Source organism: Pseudomonas sp. S3_E10, from assembly GCF_054667615.1.
The window spans coordinates 1,889,944-1,911,289 of sequence record NZ_CP162743.1 but is presented as its reverse complement, the minus strand read 5'-3'; the positions used below and the strand labels follow the sequence as shown (position 1 = coordinate 1,911,289).

At 63.1% G+C, this 21,346-nt stretch carries 15 protein-coding genes and 1 tRNA gene; 12 read left to right on the top strand and 4 right to left on the bottom strand.

Translation table 11 applies throughout. The features are described from left to right. Nucleotides 1-15: 15 nt before the first annotated feature. The 3 genes from AB4N98_RS08560 to AB4N98_RS08550 all read left to right on the top strand — a co-directional run bounded on the left by AB4N98_RS08560 (nucleotide 16) and on the right by AB4N98_RS08550 (nucleotide 2,009). The gene (locus AB4N98_RS08560) at nucleotides 16-1,416 is read left to right on the top strand and encodes an O-antigen ligase family protein (protein WP_065877312.1); all 1,401 of its coding nucleotides are present in this window, start codon (nucleotides 16-18) and stop codon (nucleotides 1,414-1,416) included. Nucleotides 1,417-1,466: 50 nt separating this feature from the next. Beyond that, nucleotides 1,467-1,539, top strand: a tRNA-Thr gene (locus AB4N98_RS08555). A gap of 164 nt (nucleotides 1,540-1,703) precedes the next feature. Beyond that, entirely contained in the window at nucleotides 1,704-2,009 is a 306-nt protein-coding gene (locus AB4N98_RS08550; protein ID WP_017529859.1) for a DUF6388 family protein, read from the top strand. 52 nt (nucleotides 2,010-2,061) lie between these two features. Here AB4N98_RS08550 and nadC read toward each other — a convergent pair whose 3' ends face one another. Next, nucleotides 2,062-2,910 carry a carboxylating nicotinate-nucleotide diphosphorylase gene (gene nadC / locus AB4N98_RS08545; protein ID WP_017529858.1) on the bottom strand — a complete coding sequence of 283 codons (849 nt, stop codon included), beginning with the start codon at nucleotides 2,908-2,910 and terminating at the stop codon, nucleotides 2,062-2,064. 245 nt (nucleotides 2,911-3,155) lie between these two features. Here nadC and AB4N98_RS08540 point away from each other — a divergent pair, with 245 nt between their 5' ends. From AB4N98_RS08540 to AB4N98_RS08520, 5 genes are all read left to right on the top strand, one after another. Then, complete coding sequence (locus tag AB4N98_RS08540) at nucleotides 3,156-5,303, top strand: DUF1631 domain-containing protein (RefSeq protein ID WP_135196372.1); 2,148 nt, start codon at nucleotides 3,156-3,158, stop codon at nucleotides 5,301-5,303. 61 nt (nucleotides 5,304-5,364) lie between these two features. Then, nucleotides 5,365-5,928, top strand: coding sequence for a 1,6-anhydro-N-acetylmuramyl-L-alanine amidase AmpD (gene ampD / locus AB4N98_RS08535; RefSeq protein WP_017529856.1), 564 nt, complete (start codon nucleotides 5,365-5,367; stop codon nucleotides 5,926-5,928). Further along, nucleotides 5,925-6,761 (top strand): regulatory signaling modulator protein AmpE, encoded by an 837-nt coding sequence (ampE, locus tag AB4N98_RS08530; protein WP_017529855.1) that lies wholly within the window; start codon nucleotides 5,925-5,927, stop codon nucleotides 6,759-6,761. The genes ampD and ampE overlap by 4 nt, the downstream gene beginning before the upstream one ends. 175 nt (nucleotides 6,762-6,936) lie before the next feature. Then, nucleotides 6,937-8,967 (top strand): methyl-accepting chemotaxis protein, encoded by a 2,031-nt coding sequence (locus AB4N98_RS08525; RefSeq protein WP_065877310.1) that lies wholly within the window; start codon nucleotides 6,937-6,939, stop codon nucleotides 8,965-8,967. 127 nt (nucleotides 8,968-9,094) lie between these two features. Next, nucleotides 9,095-9,526, top strand: coding sequence for a hypothetical protein (locus AB4N98_RS08520; RefSeq protein WP_017529853.1), 432 nt, complete (start codon nucleotides 9,095-9,097; stop codon nucleotides 9,524-9,526). Here AB4N98_RS08520 and AB4N98_RS08515 read toward each other — a convergent pair. Both AB4N98_RS08515 and cra read right to left on the bottom strand, forming a co-directional pair. Then, nucleotides 9,473-10,249 carry a TatD family hydrolase gene (locus AB4N98_RS08515; protein ID WP_065877309.1) on the bottom strand — a complete coding sequence of 259 codons (777 nt, stop codon included), beginning with the start codon at nucleotides 10,247-10,249 and terminating at the stop codon, nucleotides 9,473-9,475. The genes AB4N98_RS08520 and AB4N98_RS08515 overlap by 54 nt on opposite strands. 2 nt (nucleotides 10,250-10,251) lie before the next feature. Further along, nucleotides 10,252-11,247 (bottom strand): catabolite repressor/activator, encoded by a 996-nt coding sequence (cra, locus tag AB4N98_RS08510; protein ID WP_017529851.1) that lies wholly within the window; start codon nucleotides 11,245-11,247, stop codon nucleotides 10,252-10,254. A 294-nt stretch (nucleotides 11,248-11,541) separates the two neighbouring features. On the opposite strand from cra, the gene ptsP reads away from it, so the two are divergent. The 4 genes from ptsP (at nucleotide 11,542) to AB4N98_RS08490 (ending at nucleotide 18,716) form a co-directional block, all read left to right on the top strand. Continuing rightward, nucleotides 11,542-14,400, top strand: a complete 2,859-nt coding sequence (gene ptsP / locus AB4N98_RS08505) for a phosphoenolpyruvate--protein phosphotransferase (RefSeq protein ID WP_068938057.1) — start codon at nucleotides 11,542-11,544, stop codon at nucleotides 14,398-14,400. Continuing rightward, nucleotides 14,401-15,321, top strand: coding sequence for a 1-phosphofructokinase (pfkB, locus tag AB4N98_RS08500; protein WP_017529849.1), 921 nt, complete (start codon nucleotides 14,401-14,403; stop codon nucleotides 15,319-15,321). A gap of 11 nt (nucleotides 15,322-15,332) precedes the next feature. Continuing rightward, complete coding sequence (locus tag AB4N98_RS08495; protein WP_017529848.1) at nucleotides 15,333-17,051, top strand: PTS fructose-like transporter subunit IIB; 1,719 nt, start codon at nucleotides 15,333-15,335, stop codon at nucleotides 17,049-17,051. Nucleotides 17,052-17,174: 123 nt separating this feature from the next. Next, entirely contained in the window at nucleotides 17,175-18,716 is a 1,542-nt protein-coding gene (locus AB4N98_RS08490) for an alkaline phosphatase D family protein (protein WP_135196375.1), read from the top strand. Nucleotides 18,717-18,772: 56 nt separating this feature from the next. Here AB4N98_RS08490 and AB4N98_RS08485 read toward each other — a convergent pair whose 3' ends face one another. Next, the gene (locus AB4N98_RS08485; protein ID WP_065877305.1) at nucleotides 18,773-21,298 is read right to left on the bottom strand and encodes a PepSY domain-containing protein; all 2,526 of its coding nucleotides are present in this window, start codon (nucleotides 21,296-21,298) and stop codon (nucleotides 18,773-18,775) included. Nucleotides 21,299-21,346: the final 48 nt, after the last annotated feature.

The window sequence follows — 21,346 nt, the reverse complement described above, 5'->3', positions numbered from 1 at the left end:
ACGTAGAGGTGGCCGATGGTGTTATCCGTACCGCAGCGAGGCAATATTTTCCTGGTGGTCGTGGTGTGCCTGCTGGCGGTTGGGATTTGCGCGCCGTTCAGCGGGCATGACCTGCAGCGTGTCATGCAGATCGCCATCGGGCTCTGTGCGGTGCTTTACGGGTTGTCGGTCGCCCCTGCCGTGTCGCTGGTGGATCGGCCCACGGCCCTGGGCCTGACGCTGATCATCGGGTTGGGCCTGGTGTCTTCGGCGCTGGCCCATCAGCCTGTGTGGGCACTGATTGAAGTGGCACTGTTTGTCAGCTGTGCGGCGATCACGCTGGCATTTGCCTTGCTCCGCCGTCACGGCGGAGAGTCGCTGGATCGTGTGCTGATCCTTATTGTGGTGCTGCTGTGCCTGATCAAATCGATCCAATACCTGTATGCCGGTGCCCTGGCGTTCACCAGTGGCGAACGCACCCTGGACCCAGACCTGCTGCTGTCCGGCTTTTCCAACAAGCGCTTCTACGGCCAGTTCCAGACATTCACCCTGCCGTTGCTGGCGCTGCCCTTGCTGATGCCCACTGTCTCCCGCGTTTGGCGAGGGGGCGTGTTGGCGTTGCTGTGCGTCTGGTGGCTGATAGCGATCAGCGGTGGCACGCGCGGCACCTGGCTCGGCATGAGCGCGGCGGGGCTGGTGCTCGCGGTGCTGGGGCCGGTTGGTCGACGTTGGCTGGGGTGGCAACTGGCGGCGGTGCTGGGCGGGCTGGTGTTGTATTGGCTGGCATTCACGCTGCTGGCGCAATACCTGGGGTTCGAGACAACCAAGGACGCTGGTGATCGTCTCACTACGACACTGTCGGGCCGGGAGGCGATCTGGTGGCAGGCGTGGCACATGCTTGTCGAGCATCCGTGGCTGGGCTTTGGCCCGATGCATTTTGCGGATATCGCCAACGAGATTGCCGCCCATCCCCATCAAGCAATCCTGCAGTGGGCCAGCGAATGGGGCGTGCCCTCGGCCCTGTGCGTGGCGGTATTGGCGTGGCGAGCCGGATGGGCTACGTGGGGCCTGCTGCGCAGGCGCATGCTTTGCGCCGCGCGCGTGGACCTGCTGCGGTTATGCCTGTTTGCCGCGTTGGTCGCGGCGTTGGTGCAATCCATGGTCGATGGGGTGATCGTGATGCCCAACTCCCAGGTCTGGCTGGCGCTGGTGGTGGGCTGGCTGATGGCGTTGCATGTGTGGCAGGCGCCCGCCACCGCCGCGCTGCCGCCGGCCTGGTTCGCGTGGAGGGTATTGAGCGTGCTGGCCGTTGGTCTGCTGGTCGGGGTTGCGCTTCGCGACGTGCCGCACATCAAGCATGCCCAGCAGGCGTACCTGAGCGGGGAAGGCCGTCATCTGCAACCGCGCTTCTGGGCCCAAGGCGTTATTGCCCGCTAAAAAAGGCGCGAGTTGCCGGACGCCGGATGCGGTGCTAGCTTTAGCCCACCGCCCGTGTAGCTCAGTCGGTAGAGCAGCGCACTCGTAACGCGAAGGTCGCAGGTTCGATTCCTGTCTCGGGCAAAAGAGCATCACTGTTTCAATAGACGTGTTTCAAAGGCAATGTTTTCAGATGATCCCAGAATGGTTCTGAAGGCCAGACGAGTCGGCATTCGTGCCTGCTCTTTTGTATCTGCGCAACCTTGATGTCCCAGATGCATCCCCATTCCTCGATCTAAGAGAACGACATGACCACAACTGAAATGACCCAGGAAGCTCGGCACGAAGAAGCACTCAAGAAATACCTTGAGGCCACGCCGCAGCTTAAAGACGAAATCAAGGACCTGAGCGCCGATGACCAGCGCGACCAGATTCAGTGGGCATTCGAGGACGAGGCCGAGAGCCAGAGTCTTCAGCCTTGGGAGCTGACCCTCAAGTACACCTCCACGCCGGAAGAATTCGAAGCGGCACGGCTGGCCTTGCACAAAGAGGCGGCCGAGGTGTTGGGTGTCGATTGGGAAGAGTATTGCGAGATGAATAATCTGGTCGTCTGACGCAGACACGCCGTAGTGAGCGGGCAAGCCCGCTCACTAAAACGATCAGCCCTCAGATGCTCAGCCGCATCGACAAATCCACCGCCTTCACATCCTTGGTCATCGCCCCGATGGAGATGTAGTCCACCCCGGTTTCAGCGATGGGCAGCAGGGTGGTTTCATTGATCCCGCCGCTGGCTTCCAGCTTTGCCTTGCCGCCGTTGAGGCGCACGGCTTCACGCATATCCTCCAGGCTCAGTTCATCAAGCATGATGATATCGGCGCCCGCCGCCAGTGCCTCGCGCAGTTCATCCAGGCTTTCCACTTCGATTTCCACCGGCTTGCCGGGGGCGATTTTGTGGGCGGCGGTGATGGCCTGGGCGATGCCGCCGCAGGCTGCGATATGGTTTTCCTTGATCAGGAACGCGTCATATAAACCGATGCGATGGTTGTGGCAGCCACCGCAGGTCACAGCATACTTTTGCGCCAGGCGCAGGCCCGGCAGGGTTTTGCGGGTGTCCAGCAACTTGACCTGGGTGCTGGCGACAAAGTCCGCCAGGGATTGCGCGCGCGTGGCTACCCCGGACAGCAATTGCAGGAAATTCAGCGCAGAGCGTTCGCCGCTGAGCAATGAACGTGCCGGGCCTTCAAGGTGAAATAGTGCCTGGTTGGGGCTGACGCGCTCACCGTCGGCCACGTGCCAATGCACGGCGACGCGTGGGTCCAGTTGGCGGAACACCGCGTCCACCCAGGCCGTGCCGGCGATGACGGCGGCATCACGGGTAATGATGTTGGCCGTGGCCAGCCGTTCGGCCGGGATCAACTGCGCGGTGATATCGCCACTGCCGATGTCTTCCAGCAGTGCGCGGCGCACGTTGGCTTCGATTTCGGCGGTGAGGTCGGCAAGACGGAGGTTCGGCATAACAGGCTCCACAAACAAAGTGCCCCGATTATAGGGGCTGCGTGCGTGCGAACCCAGGCTCACCACTCATTTACAGCGCAATGTCAGAGTTTGCTGGCGCAACCCCTCTCATTTGCAAGATAATCTCGCGCCTTGCAATTGGCGTCATAGCTTTGACGTGCTGGTGATAACCGGTTATTCGCAGCGCCCCAACGGGCCTGTACCCGATATTTCCCAACTCAATACCGCCGTTTCAGGAGGCCAGGATGCACAATGACGGAAAGGTGGTGCCAATCAGCACGGCGCATGCCATGCCATCGCCGCTGGCCCGTCTGCCGATAGTGTTGCAGCAGGTTCGCGACAAGGCTGCGCAACAATTGCAGCAGGGCCTGCAAGAGCTGTTCGATAACGCCGACGACACCTTGTTCGAAATGGCTGACAAGGCCGGCAACAACCTCGACCACCATATTTTTTTCGAAGCCATGCGCGACCTGCGCCTCAAGCGCAAGAACTTTGAGCGCGTGTTCATGCAGAGGCTGTTCGACGCCTTTGCCGAGTTGGGCCTGGCGGGGCGTGGTGTGCTTCAACGGGTGCCGGCTTTGTCCTATGACACGACGCCGGGCACCTCCAAGGATGAGCAGGAAAAAGCCGTGGCGCTTGACGCCATGCTTGGCCGGGTACACCACCGCGACGGCCTGGCGCTGTCACAACTCACCGCGCGCTTGAGCGCCGTGCTGGGCAATCGCCTGGATGATCGTGAAAACCCCTTGGGGCCGGCGCAGCTGTGCGAATTTTTTCTGCAGGCGGGGCGCAGCCTGGGCGTTGAGATCCGGGTCAAACTGATCATGCTCAAGCTGTTTGAGAAATACGTGCTCAGTGACGCCGACCAGCTCTACTGCGAAGCCAATCAATTGCTGGTGGCTACCGGGGTGTTGCCCGAACTCAAGGCTGTACCGTCCCGTCGCCCCGGCGGGCGCGCCGCCCGTGATCACCAGCGCGAAGCGGCAATGCCGGCGGCCGATCAGCCCGTCGATGAAAATGGCCAACAGGCATTCGCCGCCTTGCAGACGTTGCTGGCCGCAGTACGCGGTAGTGTCGCGCCCACCCTGGAAGCCAGCGCCGCACCCCAGCCCATCGCCACCCGCGACCTCGTGCGGCTGTTATCGCATTTGCAGCAATACGTGCCGGAGCCTGATGCGGAGGACGATTTTGACCTGCGCAACCAACTCGAGCAGTTGCTAACCCGCGTCAGCGTCAAAAGTGGCAAGTCACGGGTGGTGGAAGCGGTGGATGAAGACGTGATCAACCTGATCGCGTTGCTGTTCGAATTTATCCTCAATGACCGCGCCGTGCCGGATGCCTTCAAGGCCCTGATTGCGCGCTTGCAGATCCCGCTGTTGAAAGTGGCGGTGCAGGACAAGAGCTTCTTCAGCCGTGCCGGCCACCCGGCCCGGCGCCTGCTCAATGAACTCGCGGCAGCGGCCATGGCCTGGAGCCCTGTGGATGACTACGCGCGCGACAGCCTGTACATGCGCATCGAGCAGGTGGTGCAGCGTTTGCTCAATGAATATGTCGAAGATCCGCTGATTTTTTCCCAACTGCTCGCCGAGTTCTGTGGGTTTATCGCCCAAGAGCAGCGCCGCAGCGAGCTGCTTGAACAGCACACCCTCGATACCGAGGCCGGGCGCGTCCTCACCGAAGCCGCCCGGCAGCGGGTAGCCGACGCCTTGAATCGACGGCTGCTGGGCAAGGTGTTGCCGCACGCGGTCGTGCAGTTTTTACAGCAGGCCTGGAGCCAGGTGCTGCTTTTGACCTGCCTTAAGCACGGCGAGCAGTCGGTGCAATGGCAGGCGGCGCTGCGCACCATGGACGAGCTGATATGGAGCGTCGGCCTGCAGGCAGATACCGAAGCCGGACGGCACTTGCTGGAGCAGTTGCCGCGCTTGCTCAAGGCATTGCGCGACGGCTTGGCCAGCGCCGCGTTCGACCCGTTCAGCAGCCGTGATTTTTTTGTTCGCCTGCAGGCCCTGCATGTTCGGCCGCCCGACGGCGAAGGTTTGCTCGAAGTGCGCGAGCCTTTTGTGTTCAGTGTGCTGCCGCCCGATTCGGCCGAAGGCCTGGCGGACGATGATCCTGATCTGCTCAAGGTGCGCCAACTACGGCTCGGTAGCTGGGTCGTGTTCCAGCAAGACCAGGCTGACGCCCTGCGTTGCAAATTGCTGGCGATCATGGCGCCGGCCAATACCTATATTTTTGTCGGCCGCACGGGGCTCAAGGTCCTGGAGAAAAACGCCGGCCAACTGGCGCGGGCGTTCAAGCGCGGCGCACTGCATACCCTGGACGATGGGGCATTGTTCGAACGCGCGCTGACGGCTGTGATCAGTCAATTGCGTCAACTCAATCGCGGCAAGTGATCGCAACCACAGGGTCGAACGCGGCATACTGGTCATAATTAGTCACATTCAAGGATCCTGTATGCAGTTGGACCCCGCCAGTGGTTGGTGTCAGGGCATTCCCCATTGCCCTTCGCCCAACTTCAACGAGCGCCCCACAGGCGAAATCTCACTGTTGGTGGTGCATAACATCAGCCTGCCTCCGGCACAGTTCGCCACCGGCAAGGTGCAGGAGTTTTTCCAGAATCGCCTGGATGTCACGGAACATCCCTACTTTGAAGGGATCGCCGACCTGCGCGTGTCTGCGCATTTTCTGATTGAGCGCGACGGCGATGTGACGCAGTTTGTGTCCTGCAACGACCGGGCCTGGCATGCTGGAGTCTCGTGTTTCGAAGGGCGTGAAACGTGCAATGACTTTTCCGTGGGCATCGAACTGGAGGGGACGGACGATCTGCCCTTCACCGACGCTCAATATGCGTCATTGATCGACCTGAGCCGCCAGTTGCTCAAGGCCTACCCAGGCATCACCGCGCAGCGTATTTGTGGCCACAGCGATATTGCTCCGGGACGCAAGACCGACCCCGGCCCCGCTTTTGATTGGACGCGCTTTCGCAGCGCCCTGCAGGATGGAGGACACGCACGATGAGTTTTCTGGTTTTGGTGCTGGCGGTGTGGATCGAGAAGTTCTCGGCCCTGCGCCAGCGGTTGCAGCGTGACGGCGGCTGGTTGCGCGAATTGGCCAAGTTGGAAGCGAGCCCGCGCATGGGCAAGCGCCCGTGGCTGATCCTGACCGTATTGGTGTTGCTGCCGGTGGCGTTGCTGGCGCTGTTGCTGCTGGTGCTGGAGCCCGTGGCGTATGGCCTGTTGGCGCTGCCGGTGCACCTGTTGGTGGTGATCTACAGCCTGGGGCGTGGTGATCTATTGGCCGGCCTCGGTCCGTTTCGCGATGCCTGGCGGCGTGGGGACCTGCAAGCCGCCGAACATGTAGCCGAACGCGACCTGAAACTGGGCGCCGACAGCGGCGAGCAACTGCTGGAGCGCGTTCAGGGCCATCTGTTGTGGCAGGCCTATCAGAGCTTTTTTGCGGTGATTTTCTGGTACTTCCTGCTGGGCCCGGTCGCCGCCCTGGCTTATCGCCTGCTGGCGCTGGCCAGTGAACACAGCCGCAACCCTCTGGTGGCCGAGCGCGCCGGGCAACTGCGGCATGCGTTTGACTGGTTGCCGGTGCGCTTGCTGGCCGCCAGTTTTGCCTTGGTGGGCAATTTCGTTGCGGTCAGCCGGGTGATGCTGCATGAACTCCTGAGTTGGGACATCAGTGCCGCGCAGTTGGTCGAAAAAGTCGGCCTGGTGGCCGCCGAAATCCCACCGCCGGCAGTGGGCGCCGACGGCATCAACAGTCTGGATCGTCTGTGGGAGTTGCTGTTGCGCGCGGCGGTGTTGTGGTACGCGGGGTTTGCCATCTGGACCGTGTTGCCTTGATCTCAATGGTCAGCCGGGCTTGCCCGCAAGGGGCTGCGTAACAGCAGCCCCGATTCTCGCTCGTTAACCTTAAGTTACAAAACTCCCTTTCGAATTGAGCTATACAGACAGAGCGCCAAATAGTGGCTTTGTGCCGCCGCCCTGCGCCTCAATAAAAATAAAAAGGAGTTCACCTGTGAAGAGCTTGCTCTATCCCGCCGTCGCGCTGATGAATCGCTTGAGCTTTGGCATGAAGTTCAGCTTGATCAGCGTGCTGTTCCTGCTACCGATGCTGGCGACCAACTATTATCTGGTGCGCGATTCCTGGCGCGAATTCCAGGGCACCCGTGTCGAGCTGCAAAGCCTGGACCTGCTTGGCAGCAGCCTGGCCCTGCGCCGCGACCTGGAAACGCTCAACAACCAGGTGCAAATCAACGCGACCCTCGGCCAGTCCGGCAAGGCGGGTGACCTTGAAAGCAAGATCAACAGCCTGGAGCAGGGCGCGCTCAGCCGCCTGCAAGGCTTCAGCGCAATGGCCACCGACCCTGAGCAAATTGCAGTCTTTGACGGCAAGCGCGACGAATTGATCGCCGCCTTCAAGGCTCAGCAACAGGAAACCTCGCTGCTGAGCAAAAGTGCATTGATCGGCAAATTGCTCAACCAAGCGCAGATGCTCAGCCAGATCATCGCCAGCCAGTCAGGCTTGAGCCGCGACCCCCAGAGCGACTTGCGCCAGCTCAGCGAGCTGATCACCAGTGTCACCCCGCAAGTCACCCAGACCTTGGGAGAAGGGCGGGCAATGGGCGCGTACTCACTGGGCCAGGGCTTTCTCAATTCTTCCTCCAGCACGCGGTTTGACGAACTGTTGCAGCAGTTGGAAAAGCTGCAGGCCGAATACGGGTTGAAGTTGCAGGATGCCCTGGGCTCCAGCAAAGCCGCCCACGGCGCGCTCGATGGCCTGGCCAAGGCCAGCAATGCCAGCCTCAAACACGCCAGCGAGTTGTTTGAAGAACAGGTGGTCATGGCCGAAACCCTCGACGCGCCCTGGCAGGGTTTCTATGACGCGGTCAGCCAATTGATGGCCCAGACCTACCAACTCGACGAGGCCACGCTGACGTTCCTCGGGCAGCAGTTGGAGCAGCGCCTGGCGCAGAATCGCCTGCACATGGTGCTACTGGTTTCGGCGCTGACGGCGGTGTTTTTGCTGATCTTCTATTTATATGCCGGGTTCTACGCGTCCACCCGCACGACGCTGCGCAGCCTGGGCGCGATGATGGACAAGGTGGCGGCCGGCGACATGACCGTCACCTTCGTCGCCCACAGCCGTGATGAGCTGGGTGACCTCGGCCAGGTGTTCAACGGCACGGTGGCGAAAATCCATGATTTAATCGAGCGCGTCGGGCACACCGTCGGCCAGGTCGAAGTGCAGGCGGGCCAGGTGCAAACGGTTTCGGCCCAGAGCAACCAGGCGGTTTCGGGCCAGCGCACGCAAATCGAACAGGTGGCGACGGCCATGAACCAGATGTCTTCCACTGCCCAGGAAGTCGCGCGCAATGCGGCTGCTGCGGTGAGCAGTGCCCATAGTGTCAACGCAGAAACCGTCAGCGGCCGCGGCCTGGTGCAATCCCAGCAAGCCAGCATTGCGCGGTTGGCCGGCGAAATCGACCAGTCGGTACGGGTGATCAACCAATTGGCCACCGACAGCCAGTCCATCAGCAGCGTGCTGGAAGTGATCAAAAGCATTGCCGAGCAAACCAACCTGCTGGCGCTCAATGCGGCGATCGAGGCGGCGCGGGCAGGTGAGCAAGGGCGAGGGTTTGCGGTGGTGGCCGACGAGGTTCGCACGCTGGCAAGGCGCACGCAGCATTCCACCGAAGAAATCGAACAAATGATCAGCCGTTTACTCAGCGGAGTAGACGCGGCGGTGCGGGCCATGGGCACCAGCCATGAAGTGGCTAACGGCACGGTGGGCCAGTCGCAGCAGGTCCAGCAGGCCCTGGAGAATATCCTCGGCGCCATCGGCATGATCGTTGATCAAAACCAGCAGATCGCCGCCGCCGTGGAGCAGCAGACGGCGGTAGCCCACGACATCGATCAGAACATCGTCGAAATCAATCGCGCCGGCGAACATGCCGCCCAAGGCGCGCATCAGACCGAAGCGGCGAGCCGACAGCTATCGATGCAGGTGGTCGAATTGAAGCAATTGATAGGTGCCTTTCGCGTGTAGGGCGCAGATGTAGGAGGGGCGCTGCTGCCGGTGTGGCGCATGTCTGGATTTGCCTGGCCGGGTTTTCTCGTCGAGTGAATGGGTGAGAATTTGTTTCACTCAATCACAGTCCAGGGTAGGCACGACGATGACCGGTGCAATTGGCATCAAAGGGCATTGCGCCCATTGCGACATCACGTTTGAACTCAAGGCTTGGCAATTGAATGCCATCGCCATCGAAGTACCTTTCGATTGCCCCTATTGCCAGCGGGTCCTGGCGCTCAATTGCCCCCGGCAGTTGCGCCACTTCAAGGCGCTGGACCACTGGGCGCTGGTACGCCCGGGCATGGTGGCGCTGACGTGCGTGGTGTTGATCGTGGCGCTGGTGGCCGAGTGGCTGGGGCTGCTCAGTGTGCTTGGGCAGTTCAACCTTTCATCACTGGTGGTGTTGGTGCATTTCGCGGTGTTGCGCTATGCCCGTCACCAGCAACGGTTGACCTTGAACCTGCAAGCCGTGAACCCGGCGCTACCAATTAAACAACTCGCACGCATTGCGTGTGCTCGCCTCGGCCAGCAATGACGGGCTGATGCCCATGCGATCGGCCAGCGCGGCGCAGATAGCCGGCAGATGCTCGGGGCTATTGCGCTGGCCTGGGTACATGGCGGGGGCCATGTCCGGCGAGTCGGTTTCCAGTACCACCGCGTCCAGCGGCAGTTGCGCCAGTACCTTGTGCATGCGCAGCGCCTGGGGCCAGGTGGCGGCGCCGCCCAGGCCAAGCTTGAAGCCCAGCTTGATGTATTCGCGCGCCTCTTCCCGGCTGCCGGCGAAGGCATGGATGATGCCGCCCCGTGCCAGGCGGATGCGTTTGAGGGTGGCAATGACCACCGCGTGGCTGCGGCGCACGTGCAGCAGCGCCGGAAGCTGGAAGTCCGCCGCCAGTTGCAGTTGGGCTTCGAACAGGCTTTGCTGGCGTTCGCGGTCCAGGTGTTCAAGGAAGTAATCCAGGCCGATCTCGCCTACCGCGCACAATTGCCGATGGCCGCGCAGGCGGCTCAGCCAGTCGCCCAGGGCCGTCAGGTCGGCGGCGCGGTGATCGTCGAGGTATACCGGGTGCAGGCCAAAGGCGGCGAACAAACCTTCATCAGCCTGTACCAAATCCCACACGCGCTGCCAATTCTGCTGATACACCCCCAGCACCACCATGCGCCGCACGCCCACTTCACGGCTATGGGCGAGGACTTCGCGGCGGTCCGTGTCGAAGTCCGCGAAGTCCAGGTGGGTGTGGGTGTCGATCAGCTCCACGCTCAAGCCTCGACAATGCGCTGCTTGAAGGTCCGGCCGATGGCGTGTACGCCCGGTTGGTACTGTTCTTCTTCAATGACCGCCAGGGCCAGGCGCAGGGCGGTTTCGGCAATAAGCTGATGCTGCTGGGCCATGGCGTTCACGGGCAGCGGCAAGAAGTCCAGCAGTTGGGTGTCACCAAAGGTGCCCAGGCGCAACGGGCGTGATTTCAGCGGGAAGTCATGCAGCGCGTCAAACACACCCTGCAGCAACACGTAGGACGTGGTCACCAGCGCGTCAGGCAGATGCCCCAGTTGATGCAGAAGTTGCTCCATCAACTGGCGGCCACAGTCGCGGCTGAAAGCTTCGCCGTGTTCGACGATCACCTCACCCGCGAACCCTTGCAGCGCTTCACGGAAGCCGGCGGCGCGCTCCTGGCTGATGCTCAGCTCGGGCCGTGCGCCGATCAGCACAATCTGTTTGGGCAACGGCTGCAGCAAGCTGCTGGTCAGTTGCTGGCAGGCCTGGCGGTCGTCGCTGACCACCGAGCAGAACTGCTCCGGCGCCATCACCCGGTCGATGGCGATCACCGGCAGGCCCTTGGCTTGCAGCTCGCGGTAACTGTCGTCGCTGGCGGGCAGGCAACTGGCCACGAACAACGCATCGCAGCGTCGTGCGCGGAACAGTTGCAGCAGTTGGCGCTCGCTGTCTGCGTCGTCGTCGGAACTGGCGATCAGTAGCTGATAGCCGCGCGCGCGCGCGCCTTGTTCCAAGAGCTTGGCGATTCGTGCGTAACTGGGGTTTTCCAGGTCGGGCAGGATAAAGCCCAAGGTGCGCGTGTGCCGACTGCGCAGTCCGGCGGCCTGGGGGTTGGGGGTAAAACCATGGGCCTCGACCACCGCACGCACCCGCTCGACGGTAGCGTTGCTGATGCGTTGCTGTGCGGCCTTGCCATTGATCACGTAACTGGCGGTGGTCACGGAGACACCGGCCAGGCGTGCGATATCACTGAGTTTCAAACCGGGATTTCCTTGTTTTTTGGAGCTTGCCCCGACATTTTGTCCAATCGTAACCGATTCCAGCCTGCCGCCCATGTCCGCGCTCAAACGCCGAGTGGTTCTTCAAGGATGCGCAATAAACGCGTAATCTGCCATAAATTCTAGATTAAACGTTTCAGCCAGCGTATTTTTAAGACGTTCGCTACTGAGTAACTACTGCCAATTGACTACTCAGTCAGCTATCACTGAACACCTTTACACTGTTTTATTCAAAACAATACCTAGTGCACCCTTTGCACTAACTAGGAGAACGGCATGCTTGAGCTCACTGTAGAGCAGATATCCATGGGCCAAGTGGCTGTGGATAAATCTGCTGCCTTGCACCTGCTCGCAGACAAACTGGTGGCCGATGGCCTGGTCGCCGAGGGTTATCTCAGCGGTTTGCAGGCCCGTGAAGCCCAAGGCTCGACTTTTCTCGGCCAAGGTATTGCCATCCCCCACGGCACTCCCGAAACCCGCGACCAGGTTTTTCTTACCGGCGTGCGCCTGCTGCAGTTCCCCGAAGGGGTGGACTGGGGCGACGGCCAGATCGTCTACCTGGCGATTGGTATTGCCGCCCAATCGGATGAACACCTGCGCCTGCTGCAACTGCTTACCCGTGCCCTCGGCGAAACCGACCTGGGCCAGGCGCTGCGCCGTGCCGCGAGCGCCGAAGCCTTGCTGAAACTGTTGCAAGGCGCGCCGCAGGAACTGGCGCTGGATGCGCAGATGATCAGCCTCGGCGTGTCCGCCGACGACTTCGAAGAGCTGGTGTGGCGAGGTGCGCGCCTGTTGCGCCAGGCCGATTGCGTGAGCAATGGCTTTGCCGCGGTGCTGCAGCAGGTCGATGCACTGCCACTGGGCGATGGCCTGTGGTGGCTGCACAGTGAACAGACGGTCAAGCGTCCGGGCCTGGCGTTTGTCACACCGGACAAGCCCATGCGTTACCTCGGCCAGCCGCTCAACGGTCTGTTCTGCCTGGCCAGCCTTGGCGAAGCGCACCAGGCCTTGCTGGAGCGCCTGTGCGCCTTGTTGATTGAAGGCCGCGGCCAAGAGTTGGGGCGCGCTACCAGCAGTCGCGCGGTGCTGGAAGTATTGGGCGGCGAACTGCCGCCTGACTGGCCGAGCGCCCGCATCACCCTGGCCAACGCCCACGGCCTGCATGCACGCCCGGCGAAGATCCTCGCGCAACTGGCCAAGAGTTTTGACGGCGACCTGCGTGTGCGCATCGTCGATGGTCCGGTAGGCGCCGTGTCGGTGAAAAGCCTGAGCAAGCTGCTCAGCCTCGGCGCGCGTCGCGGCCAGGTGCTGGAATTTGTCGCCGAGCCGAGCATTGCCGGTGATGCCCTGCCCGCGCTGTTGGCGGCGGTGCAAGAGGGCCTCGGCGAAGAGGTCGAGGCGTTGCCGACGGTGAGCGCCCAGCCCGAAGTGCTCGATATCGAGCCGGCAGTCAGCGCGCCGCCGGCCGGCAGCCAGGTGCAGGCAATTGCCGCCGCGCCGGGCATTGCCATCGGCCCTGCGCATATCCAGGTCCAGCAAGTCTTCGACTACCCGCTGCGCGGCGAAACCTCGGCCGTTGAGCGTCAGCGCCTGCAAGCCGCCCTGGCGGACGTGCGCCGGGATATCCAGGGCTTGATCGAACGTAACCCGTCCAAGGCGATCCGTGAGATTTTCATCACTCACCAGGAAATGCTCGACGACCCCGAACTGACCGACGAAGTCGACACGCGCCTCAAGCAGGGCGAGAGCGCCGAAGCCGCGTGGATGAGCGTGATCGAAGCCGCCGCCAAGCAGCAGGAGGCATTGCAGGACGCCTTGCTCGCCGAGCGCGCCGCCGACCTGCGCGACATCGGCCGGCGTGTATTGGCGCAATTGTGCGGCGTCGAAGGCGCCCAGGAGCCGAGTGAGCCTTACATCCTGGTGATGGACGAAGTCGGCCCCTCCGATGTTGCGCGCCTGGACCCGACTCGCGTCGCCGGCATCCTCACCGCCCGTGGCGGCGCCACGGCGCACAGTGCCATCGTCGCGCGCGCCCTCGGCATTCCCGCGTTGGTGGGCGCCGGCCCCGGCGTGTTGTTGTTGGCCGCCGGCACGCCGCTGTTGCTCGATGGTCAGCGCGGCCGCCTGCATGTGGACGCCGACGCCGCGACCCTGCAACGCGCCACCGTTGAACGCGACACCCGCGAACAACGCCTGCAAGCCGCTGCGGCCCAGCGCCACGAACCGGCCCTGACCCGCGATGGTCATGCCGTGGAAGTGTTCGCCAACATCGGCGAAAGCGCCGGGGTGGGCAGCGCGGTGGAGCAGGGCGCCGAAGGCATCGGTTTGCTGCGTACCGAACTGATTTTCATGGCGCACCCCCAAGCCCCGGACGAAGCCACCCAGGAAGCCGAATACCGCCGCGTGCTCGATGGCCTCGGCGGGCGCCCGCTGGTGGTGCGTACCCTCGATGTGGGCGGTGACAAGCCGTTGCCTTACTGGCCGATTGCCGAGGAAGAAAACCCCTTTCTCGGTGTGCGCGGTATTCGCCTGACCCTGCAGCGCCCGCAGATCATGGAAGCGCAGTTGCGCGCATTGCTGCGTTCCGCCGACAGCCGCCCGTTGCGCATCATGTTCCCCATGGTCGGCAGCGTGGATGAATGGCGCGCGGCCCGCGACATGACCGAACGCCTGCGCCTGGAGATTCCGGTGGCGGACCTGCAACTGGGCATCATGATCGAAGTGCCCTCCGCCGCGTTGTTGGCGCCGGTGCTGGCCAAGGAGGTCGACTTCTTCAGCGTCGGCACCAACGACCTGACCCAATACACCCTGGCCATCGACCGTGGCCACCCGACCTTGTCGGCCCAGGCCGATGGCCTGCACCCGGCGGTGTTGCAACTGATCGACATCACCGTGCGCGCGGCCCATGCCCATGGCAAATGGGTCGGCGTGTGCGGCGAGCTGGCGGCGGACCCGCTGGCGGTGCCGGTGCTGGTCGGCCTGGGCGTGGATGAGTTGAGCGTGTCGGCCCGCAGCATTCCCGAAGTGAAAGCGCGGGTGCGTGAATTCAGTCTGAGCGAGGCCCAGCGCCTGGCGCAACAAGCACTGGCGGTGGGTTCCCCTGCCGAAGTGCGTGCCCTAGTGGAGGCCGTGTAAATGGCAAGGATTCTAACCCTGACGCTGAACCCGGCGTTGGACCTGACGGTGCGTTTGCCGCGCCTGGCGCCCGGTGCAGTCAACCGCAGCGAAACCCTGCTGACCCATGCCGCCGGCAAGGGCGTGAATGTCGCCCAAGTGCTGGCCGACCTGGGGCATCACGTAAGCGTCGGCGGGTTTCTCGGCAGCGCAAACCCCCAGGCGTTCGAGGCGCTGATCGCCGGCCGTGGGTTTGGCGACGTGTTCATTCGTGTACCGGGCGAAACCCGCAGCAATATCAAGATTGCCGAACAGGATGGCCGGGTTACCGATATCAATGCGCCGGGGCCGCTGGTGAGTGAGCAGGCGCAACAAGACCTGCTCAACAGGATCGCAACCGTCGGCCTCGACTTCGATGTGGTGGTGGTGGCCGGCAGCTTGCCGCGCGGCGTCAGCCCGCAGTGGTTTCAGGGCATGTTGGAGCACCTCAAAAACCTCGGATTGAAAGTCGTGTTGGACACCAGCGGCGAAGCGCTGCGCGCCGGTTTGAAGGCAGGCCCCTGGATGGTCAAGCCCAATACCGAAGAACTGGCCGAGGCGCTGGACAACGCCACCGATGCCGTCAGCCAACTGCATCAACAGGGTGTGGAGCACGTGGTGGTTTCCGACGGTGCCGCAGGCGTGACCTGGTACAGCTCGGGTGCGACGCTGCATGCCACGCCGCCACGGGTGACGGTGGCCAGCACCGTGGGCGCCGGCGACTCGCTGCTGGCCGGCATGCTGCATGGTCTGCTCAGCGGCGACACGCCCGAGCAGACGCTGCGCCGTGCCACCGCGATTGCCGCGATGGCGGTGACGCAGATCGGTTTCGGCATCAGCGATGACGCGCACTTGGCGCGCCTCGAAAGCGGCGTTGTTGTACGCCCGCTGACAGAACAATAAGAGGGTTTGTGATGAAGTTAGCCATTGTTACTGCCTGCCCCAACGGCATGGTCACCAGTGTGCTGTGCGCCCGCTTGTTGGACGCCGCCGCGCAACGCCAGGGTTGGAGCACCAGCGTCGAAGTGGTGGATACGCAGCACCCGGAGCGCGCGTTGTCCCAGGCCACGATCGACGGCGCCGAATGGGTGTTGCTGGTCAGCAGCACACCAGTGGATATGCAGCGGTTTGTCGGCAAGCGCGTATTCCAGAGCACCCCGGCGCAGGCGTTGGCGGATGTCGAAGCGGTGCTGCGTCGCGGTGCTGAAGAAGCCCAGGTATTTGTCGCCAGCCAAGCCCCCGTTGCGCCGAAGAGTGCCCCGCGGATCGTGGCGATCACGGCCTGCCCGACCGGCGTCGCCCACACCTTCATGGCCGCCGAAGCTTTGCAGCAGACGGCCAGGCGCCTGGGTTACGACTTGCAGGTCGAGACCCAAGGCTCGGTTGGGGCGCGTACGCCGTTGAGCCCGCAGGCCATCGCCGATGCCGATGTGGTGTTGCTCGCGGCCGACATCGAAGTCGCCACCGAGCGCTTCGCCGGCAAGAAAATCTACCGTTGCGGCACCGGCATTGCCCTCAAGCAATCCGAGGCGACCCTCAACAAGGCCCTGGCCGAAGGCAGCGTTGAAAGCGCGGCCAGCGGCGCGGTGGCCAAGCCGGAAAAAACCGGCGTGTACAAACACCTGCTCACCGGGGTGTCGTTCATGTTGCCGATGGTGGTGGCGGGCGGGTTGTTGATCGCGTTGTCGTTCGCGTTCGGCATTCACGCGTTTGAACAGCCAGGCACTCTTGCGGCGGCGTTGAAAACCATCGGCAACAGCGCCTTTACGTTGATGGTGCCGCTGCTGGCGGGTTATATCGCGTACTCGATTGCCGACCGTCCTGGCATTGCGCCCGGCATGATCGGCGGCCTGTTGGCCGGCACGTTGGGCGCGGGGTTTATCGGCGGGATCCTGGCGGGTTTCCTGGCGGGCTACAGCGTCAAGCTGATCAGCCGTGCCGTGCGCTTGCCGCAGAGCATGGAGGCGCTCAAGCCGATCCTGATCATCCCGTTGCTGGCGAGCCTGTTCACCGGCCTTGCGATGATCTATCTGGTGGGGCCGCCGGTGGCGCGCATGCTCACCGGGCTGACCGACTTCCTCAGCACGATGGGCACCACCAACGCGGTGCTGCTGGGTATCTTGCTGGGCGGCATGATGTGTGTGGACCTGGGTGGGCCGATCAACAAGGCCGCGTATGCGTTTTCGGTGGGGTTACTGGCGGCGTCCAGTGGCGCGCCGATGGCCGCGACCATGGCCGCCGGCATGGTGCCGCCAATCGGTATGGGCATCGCCACGTTCCTGGCACGGCGCAAATTTGCCCAGACCGAGCGCGAAGCCGGCAAGGCCGCGATGATCCTTGGTTTGTGCTTTATCTCCGAGGGCGCGATTCCGTTTGCCGCCAAAGACCCGCTGCGCGTGATCCCGGCCAGCATCGCCGGCGGTGCATTGACCGGCGCCTTGTCGATGTACTTCGGCTGTGTGCTGGCGGCGCCCCATGGCGGGTTGTTCGTCCTGGTGATCCCGAATGCAATCAACCATGCGCTGTTGTACCTACTGGCGATTATGGCCGGCAGCCTGTTGACCGGCGTGGTGTACGCGTTGATCAAGCGCCCGGAAGCGGTGGAGCTGGCAGTCACCACCGCCAAGGCCTGACACCCTTCAATAAATGTGGGGGCTTGCTCCCACATTGGATCTCGGCTCACCGCAGGGTGAGTGTCACATTCGCTTCATTCCTGCGTGTTTAAGTGCCCTTTTGATTCTCAAGAGGGCACCCGCATGAGCCACTTCGATCTGGGCCGTCGCCGCGTGATGCAAGCCGTCGGCGCCGGTCTTTTGCTGCCGGGCCTGGCGCCTGCGGTGATCGCGTCGGTCAAGGACCGGCCGCAACTCACTGACGGTGTGCAGTCCGGCGACCTGCTTGGCGACCGCGCCATGATCTGGAGCCGCAGCGACCGCCCGGCGCGCATGGTGGTGGAGTGGGACACCCGCAGTGTCTTCAGCAACCCGCGTCGATTCGTTTCGCCGCTGGCCGATAACCGCAGCGACTTTACCGCCCGCGTTGAACTCAGCGGGCTGCCCGCCGACCAGGCGATTTTCTACCGCGTGCACTTCGAAGATGCCCAGACGGGCATCGCCAGCGAGCCCTGGTTTGGCCACCTGCGCAGCGTGCCGCAACAGCGGCGCGACATCCGCTTTGTGTGGAGTGGCGACACCGTCGGCCAGGGCTTCGGCATCAACCCGGACATCGGCGGCATGCGCATCTACGAAGCCATGCGCCTGCGCCTGCCGGACTTCTTTATCCACAGCGGCGACACCATCTACGCCGACGGCCCGGTACCGACGCAACTGACCACCGAGGACGGGCGCATCTGGCGCAACATCACCACCGAAGCCAAGAGCAAGGTCGCCCAAACCCTTGACGAATATCGCGGTAATTACCGCTACAACCTGCTGGATGAAAACGTGCGCCGCTTCAATGCCGAGGTGCCGCAGATCTGGCAGTGGGACGACCACGAGGTGGTGAATAACTGGTCGCCAAGCAAGCAGCTCGATGAGCGTTACCAGACCAAGGACGTCAACACCTTGGTGGGGCGCGCGCGTCAGGCCTGGCTCGAATATGCGCCGATGCGCCTGCAGAGCGCCGACGGCGGTGGGCGGATTTATCGCAAGCTCAGCTACGGCCCGTTGCTGGATGTGTTCGTGCTCGACATGCGCAGCTATCGCGGTGGCAACGATGACAACCTGGGCGGCGCCAAACCCTTCCTGGGCCGCGAGCAACTCGATTGGCTCAAGCGCGAACTCAAGGCTTCCACGGCGCAGTGGAAGGTAATTGCCGCGGATATGCCGATTGGCCTGGGTGTACCCGACGGTGAAGTCAGCCCCGGCGTGCCACGCTGGGAAGCCATTGCCAATGGTGACCCTGGCGCGGCGCAAGGTCGCGAGCTGGAAATTGCCGAGCTGCTGGGCTTTTTAAGGGCGCAACAGGTGCGTAACCACCTGTGGCTGACGGCGGATGTGCACTACTGCGCAGCGCATCACTATCACCCGGACCGCGCAGCGTTCCAGGATTTCGAGCCGTTCTGGGAGTTTGTCGCCGGGCCCCTGAATGCGGGGAGCTTCGGGCCCAATCCATTGGATAAAACCTTTGGCCCGGAGGTGGTGTTCGAGAAGGCACCGCCGGCGCAAAACACCTCCCCATTTGCCGGGTTTCAGTTTTTTGGCGAGGTGAACATCGATGGTCAGACGGCGGAGTTGACCGTGATATTGCGGGACTTGGATGGGATCTCGGTGTTCCAACAGAAGCTGCAACCAACCTGACTTGAAATGCAATCCAAATGTGGGAGGGAGCAAGCCCCCTCCCACATTGGATCGCGTCAGTACACGTCTCTACGGTAACGGCCTTGCTCGATCAAGCGTTCCACCGCCTCACGTCCGAGGATATCCAGCAGTGCCTGATCCACGCCCGCCGCCATCCCCTGCAAACTGCCGCACACATAAATCGCCGCGCCATCGGCCAGCCATTTGCGCACGACATCCGCCGATTCGCGCAGTCGGTCCTGTACGTAGATCTTCTCTGCCTGATCCCGCGAGAACGCCAGGTCCAGCAAGGCCAGATCACCGCTGGCCAGCCAGCTTTGCAGCTCATCCCGGCACAGATAGTCGTGGGCGATATTGCGTTCGCCGAACAACAACCAGTTGCGCTGCTGGCCATCGGCAATGCGTGCCTTAAGCAGGCTGCGCAGTCCGGCGAGGCCGGTGCCGTTGCCCAACAGAATCAGCGGCACCGGCGCATCCGGCAGATGGAAACCACTGTTGCGCCGCAGGCGCAGGCTGATGCCCGAGCCGACCGCCGCGTACTCGGTGAGCCAACCCGAACCCAGGCCCAGGCTGCCGTCGGGGTGGCGTTCCTGGCGCACGATCAGTTCCAGGACGCCGTCGCTGGCAATCGAGGCGATGGAATATTCACGCATGCCCAGGGGCACCAGCGCGTCCACCAGCGCCTGGGCGTGTAGGCCGACCAGATGGGTGCGGTTGTCCGGCAGTTGACGGCTGGCCAGGGCCTGGTTGAGAGGCTGCGCCAGCCCGTCGATCAGTACATCGTCGCTGCCCGCCAGGCCCAGGCCGTCAAGGAAGTGCTCGATGGCCGATGGGCAGTTGCGCGGCAGCACTTCCACCAGGTCACCGGCTTGCCAGGTGTGCGGCTTGGGCGGGGTGAGGCCCAGCAGGTATACCGCCGAGCCGCTGCTGTTGGCGTTGAGCAGGCGGCGCTGGCTGAGCGTCCAGAGTTCGTACTGCGCGGTGGGCCATGCCGTTGCGGGCGCGTGGCCGGTCAGTTGCCCCAGTTGTTGTTGCCAATGCAGCAGCGCGGCGGTGTCGCCGCTGTCCACTTCCACCGGGGCGAACAGCGGGTTGCCGCCCTGGTTGGTCAACCAGAAATGCAGGCGCCGGGCAAAGCCGCAGAAGTGCTCGTACTGGCGATCACCCAGGGCCAGCACCGAGTAGTTCAGGCCCTTGAGGGAGAGGGCTTGCCCAAGCACGCTGCGTTCGAAACCGCGGGCGCTGTCGGGCGCTTCGCCGTCGCCGAAGGTGCTCACCACAAACAGTGCGTGGTGCGATTGGCACAGGTCATCCTGGCTGACGCTACCCAGCGGCTGCACCTTCACCGGCAGGCCGGCCGCCTGCAATTGCGCGGCGGTCTGCCAGGCCAGCTGTTCGGCAAAACCGCTCTGGCTGGCAAAGCCGATCAGCCAGGCCGGTGCATCGCTGTGGTTGGCGCCGAGGCCTTGGCGGGCATCGCGCACCTGGCGCTTTTTGCGACGACGGTCCAGGTACAGCAGCCAGCCGGTGATAAAGAACAACGGCATCAGCATCGAGCTGAGGGTGAGGAGAATGCGCCCGGTCAGGCCGAAATAGCTGCCGGTGTGCAGTGCGTAAAGGCTGGTCAGCAACTGCGCCTTGAAGCTTTTGTTGGCGTACTGATCGTGGGATTTGACCTCGCCGGTGGCCGGGTCCAGGTTGATCTGGTTCAGCGCGCGGTCATGGGGTGAGTTTTGCAGCAGGTAATAGACCGTGGCGGGCTGCCCGGCGACTGCCGGCATACGGATGTTGTAGGCGCTCAAGCCGGGGCCGGCGTTGCTGTAGATACTGCTCCAGATCGCCTCGTAATTGGCGACCGGCGCCGGGCCGGCGGGGGCTGGGCCGCGTGTGCGCACCCGTTCGTTTTGCGGGGCGTCGGACAGCAGCTTGGTCAGGCCCTGGCTGTACCAGTCGTAGGACCAGGACAGGCCCGTCAACGCCGCCAGCAGATAGGCCAACAGGCACCAGGTGCCGAATACCGAGTGCAGGTCCCAATTGAAACTGCGGCCCTTTTTGCGCCAGTCCAGGGTCAGCCACGCACGCCAGTTCGCGACCTGGCGCGGCCAGCGCAGGTACAGGCCGGAGAGGCAGAAGAACACCAGGATCAGGGTGCAGGCGCCGGTGATCTGCCGCCCGGTTTCACCCATGGCGAGGAAACGGTGCAATTGCAGGATAAAGCCGAAGAAGTCCTGGCCGACCACATCACCCCGATAGTCGCCGGTGTAGGGGTCGAAGTAGCGCATCTGGCCCCGGCGCTCGCCCGGCGGCGGGGTGAAGGACACGCGTGCGGCGAGGCCGCTGTCGCGTTCTACCCAGAGCATGGCCACGGTTTTGCCTTCGGTGGCTTCCAGTTTGCGCACCAGTTCGGCGGGTGGCAGCACGCCGGCTTCGCGTTTTTCTACGCTCAGTACGCTGGGGTTGAGCGCGCGCAGTAGTTCATCCTGAAACGAGACCGCCGCCCCGGTGATCCCCATCAAGGCCAGCACCAGCCCGGCAGTGATGCCGAAGAACCAGTGCAACTGGAACAGGGTTTTCTTCAACACGTCTGACCGCCTCGTCTATCTGGGTATGTAGGGCACGGCGCGCATTAT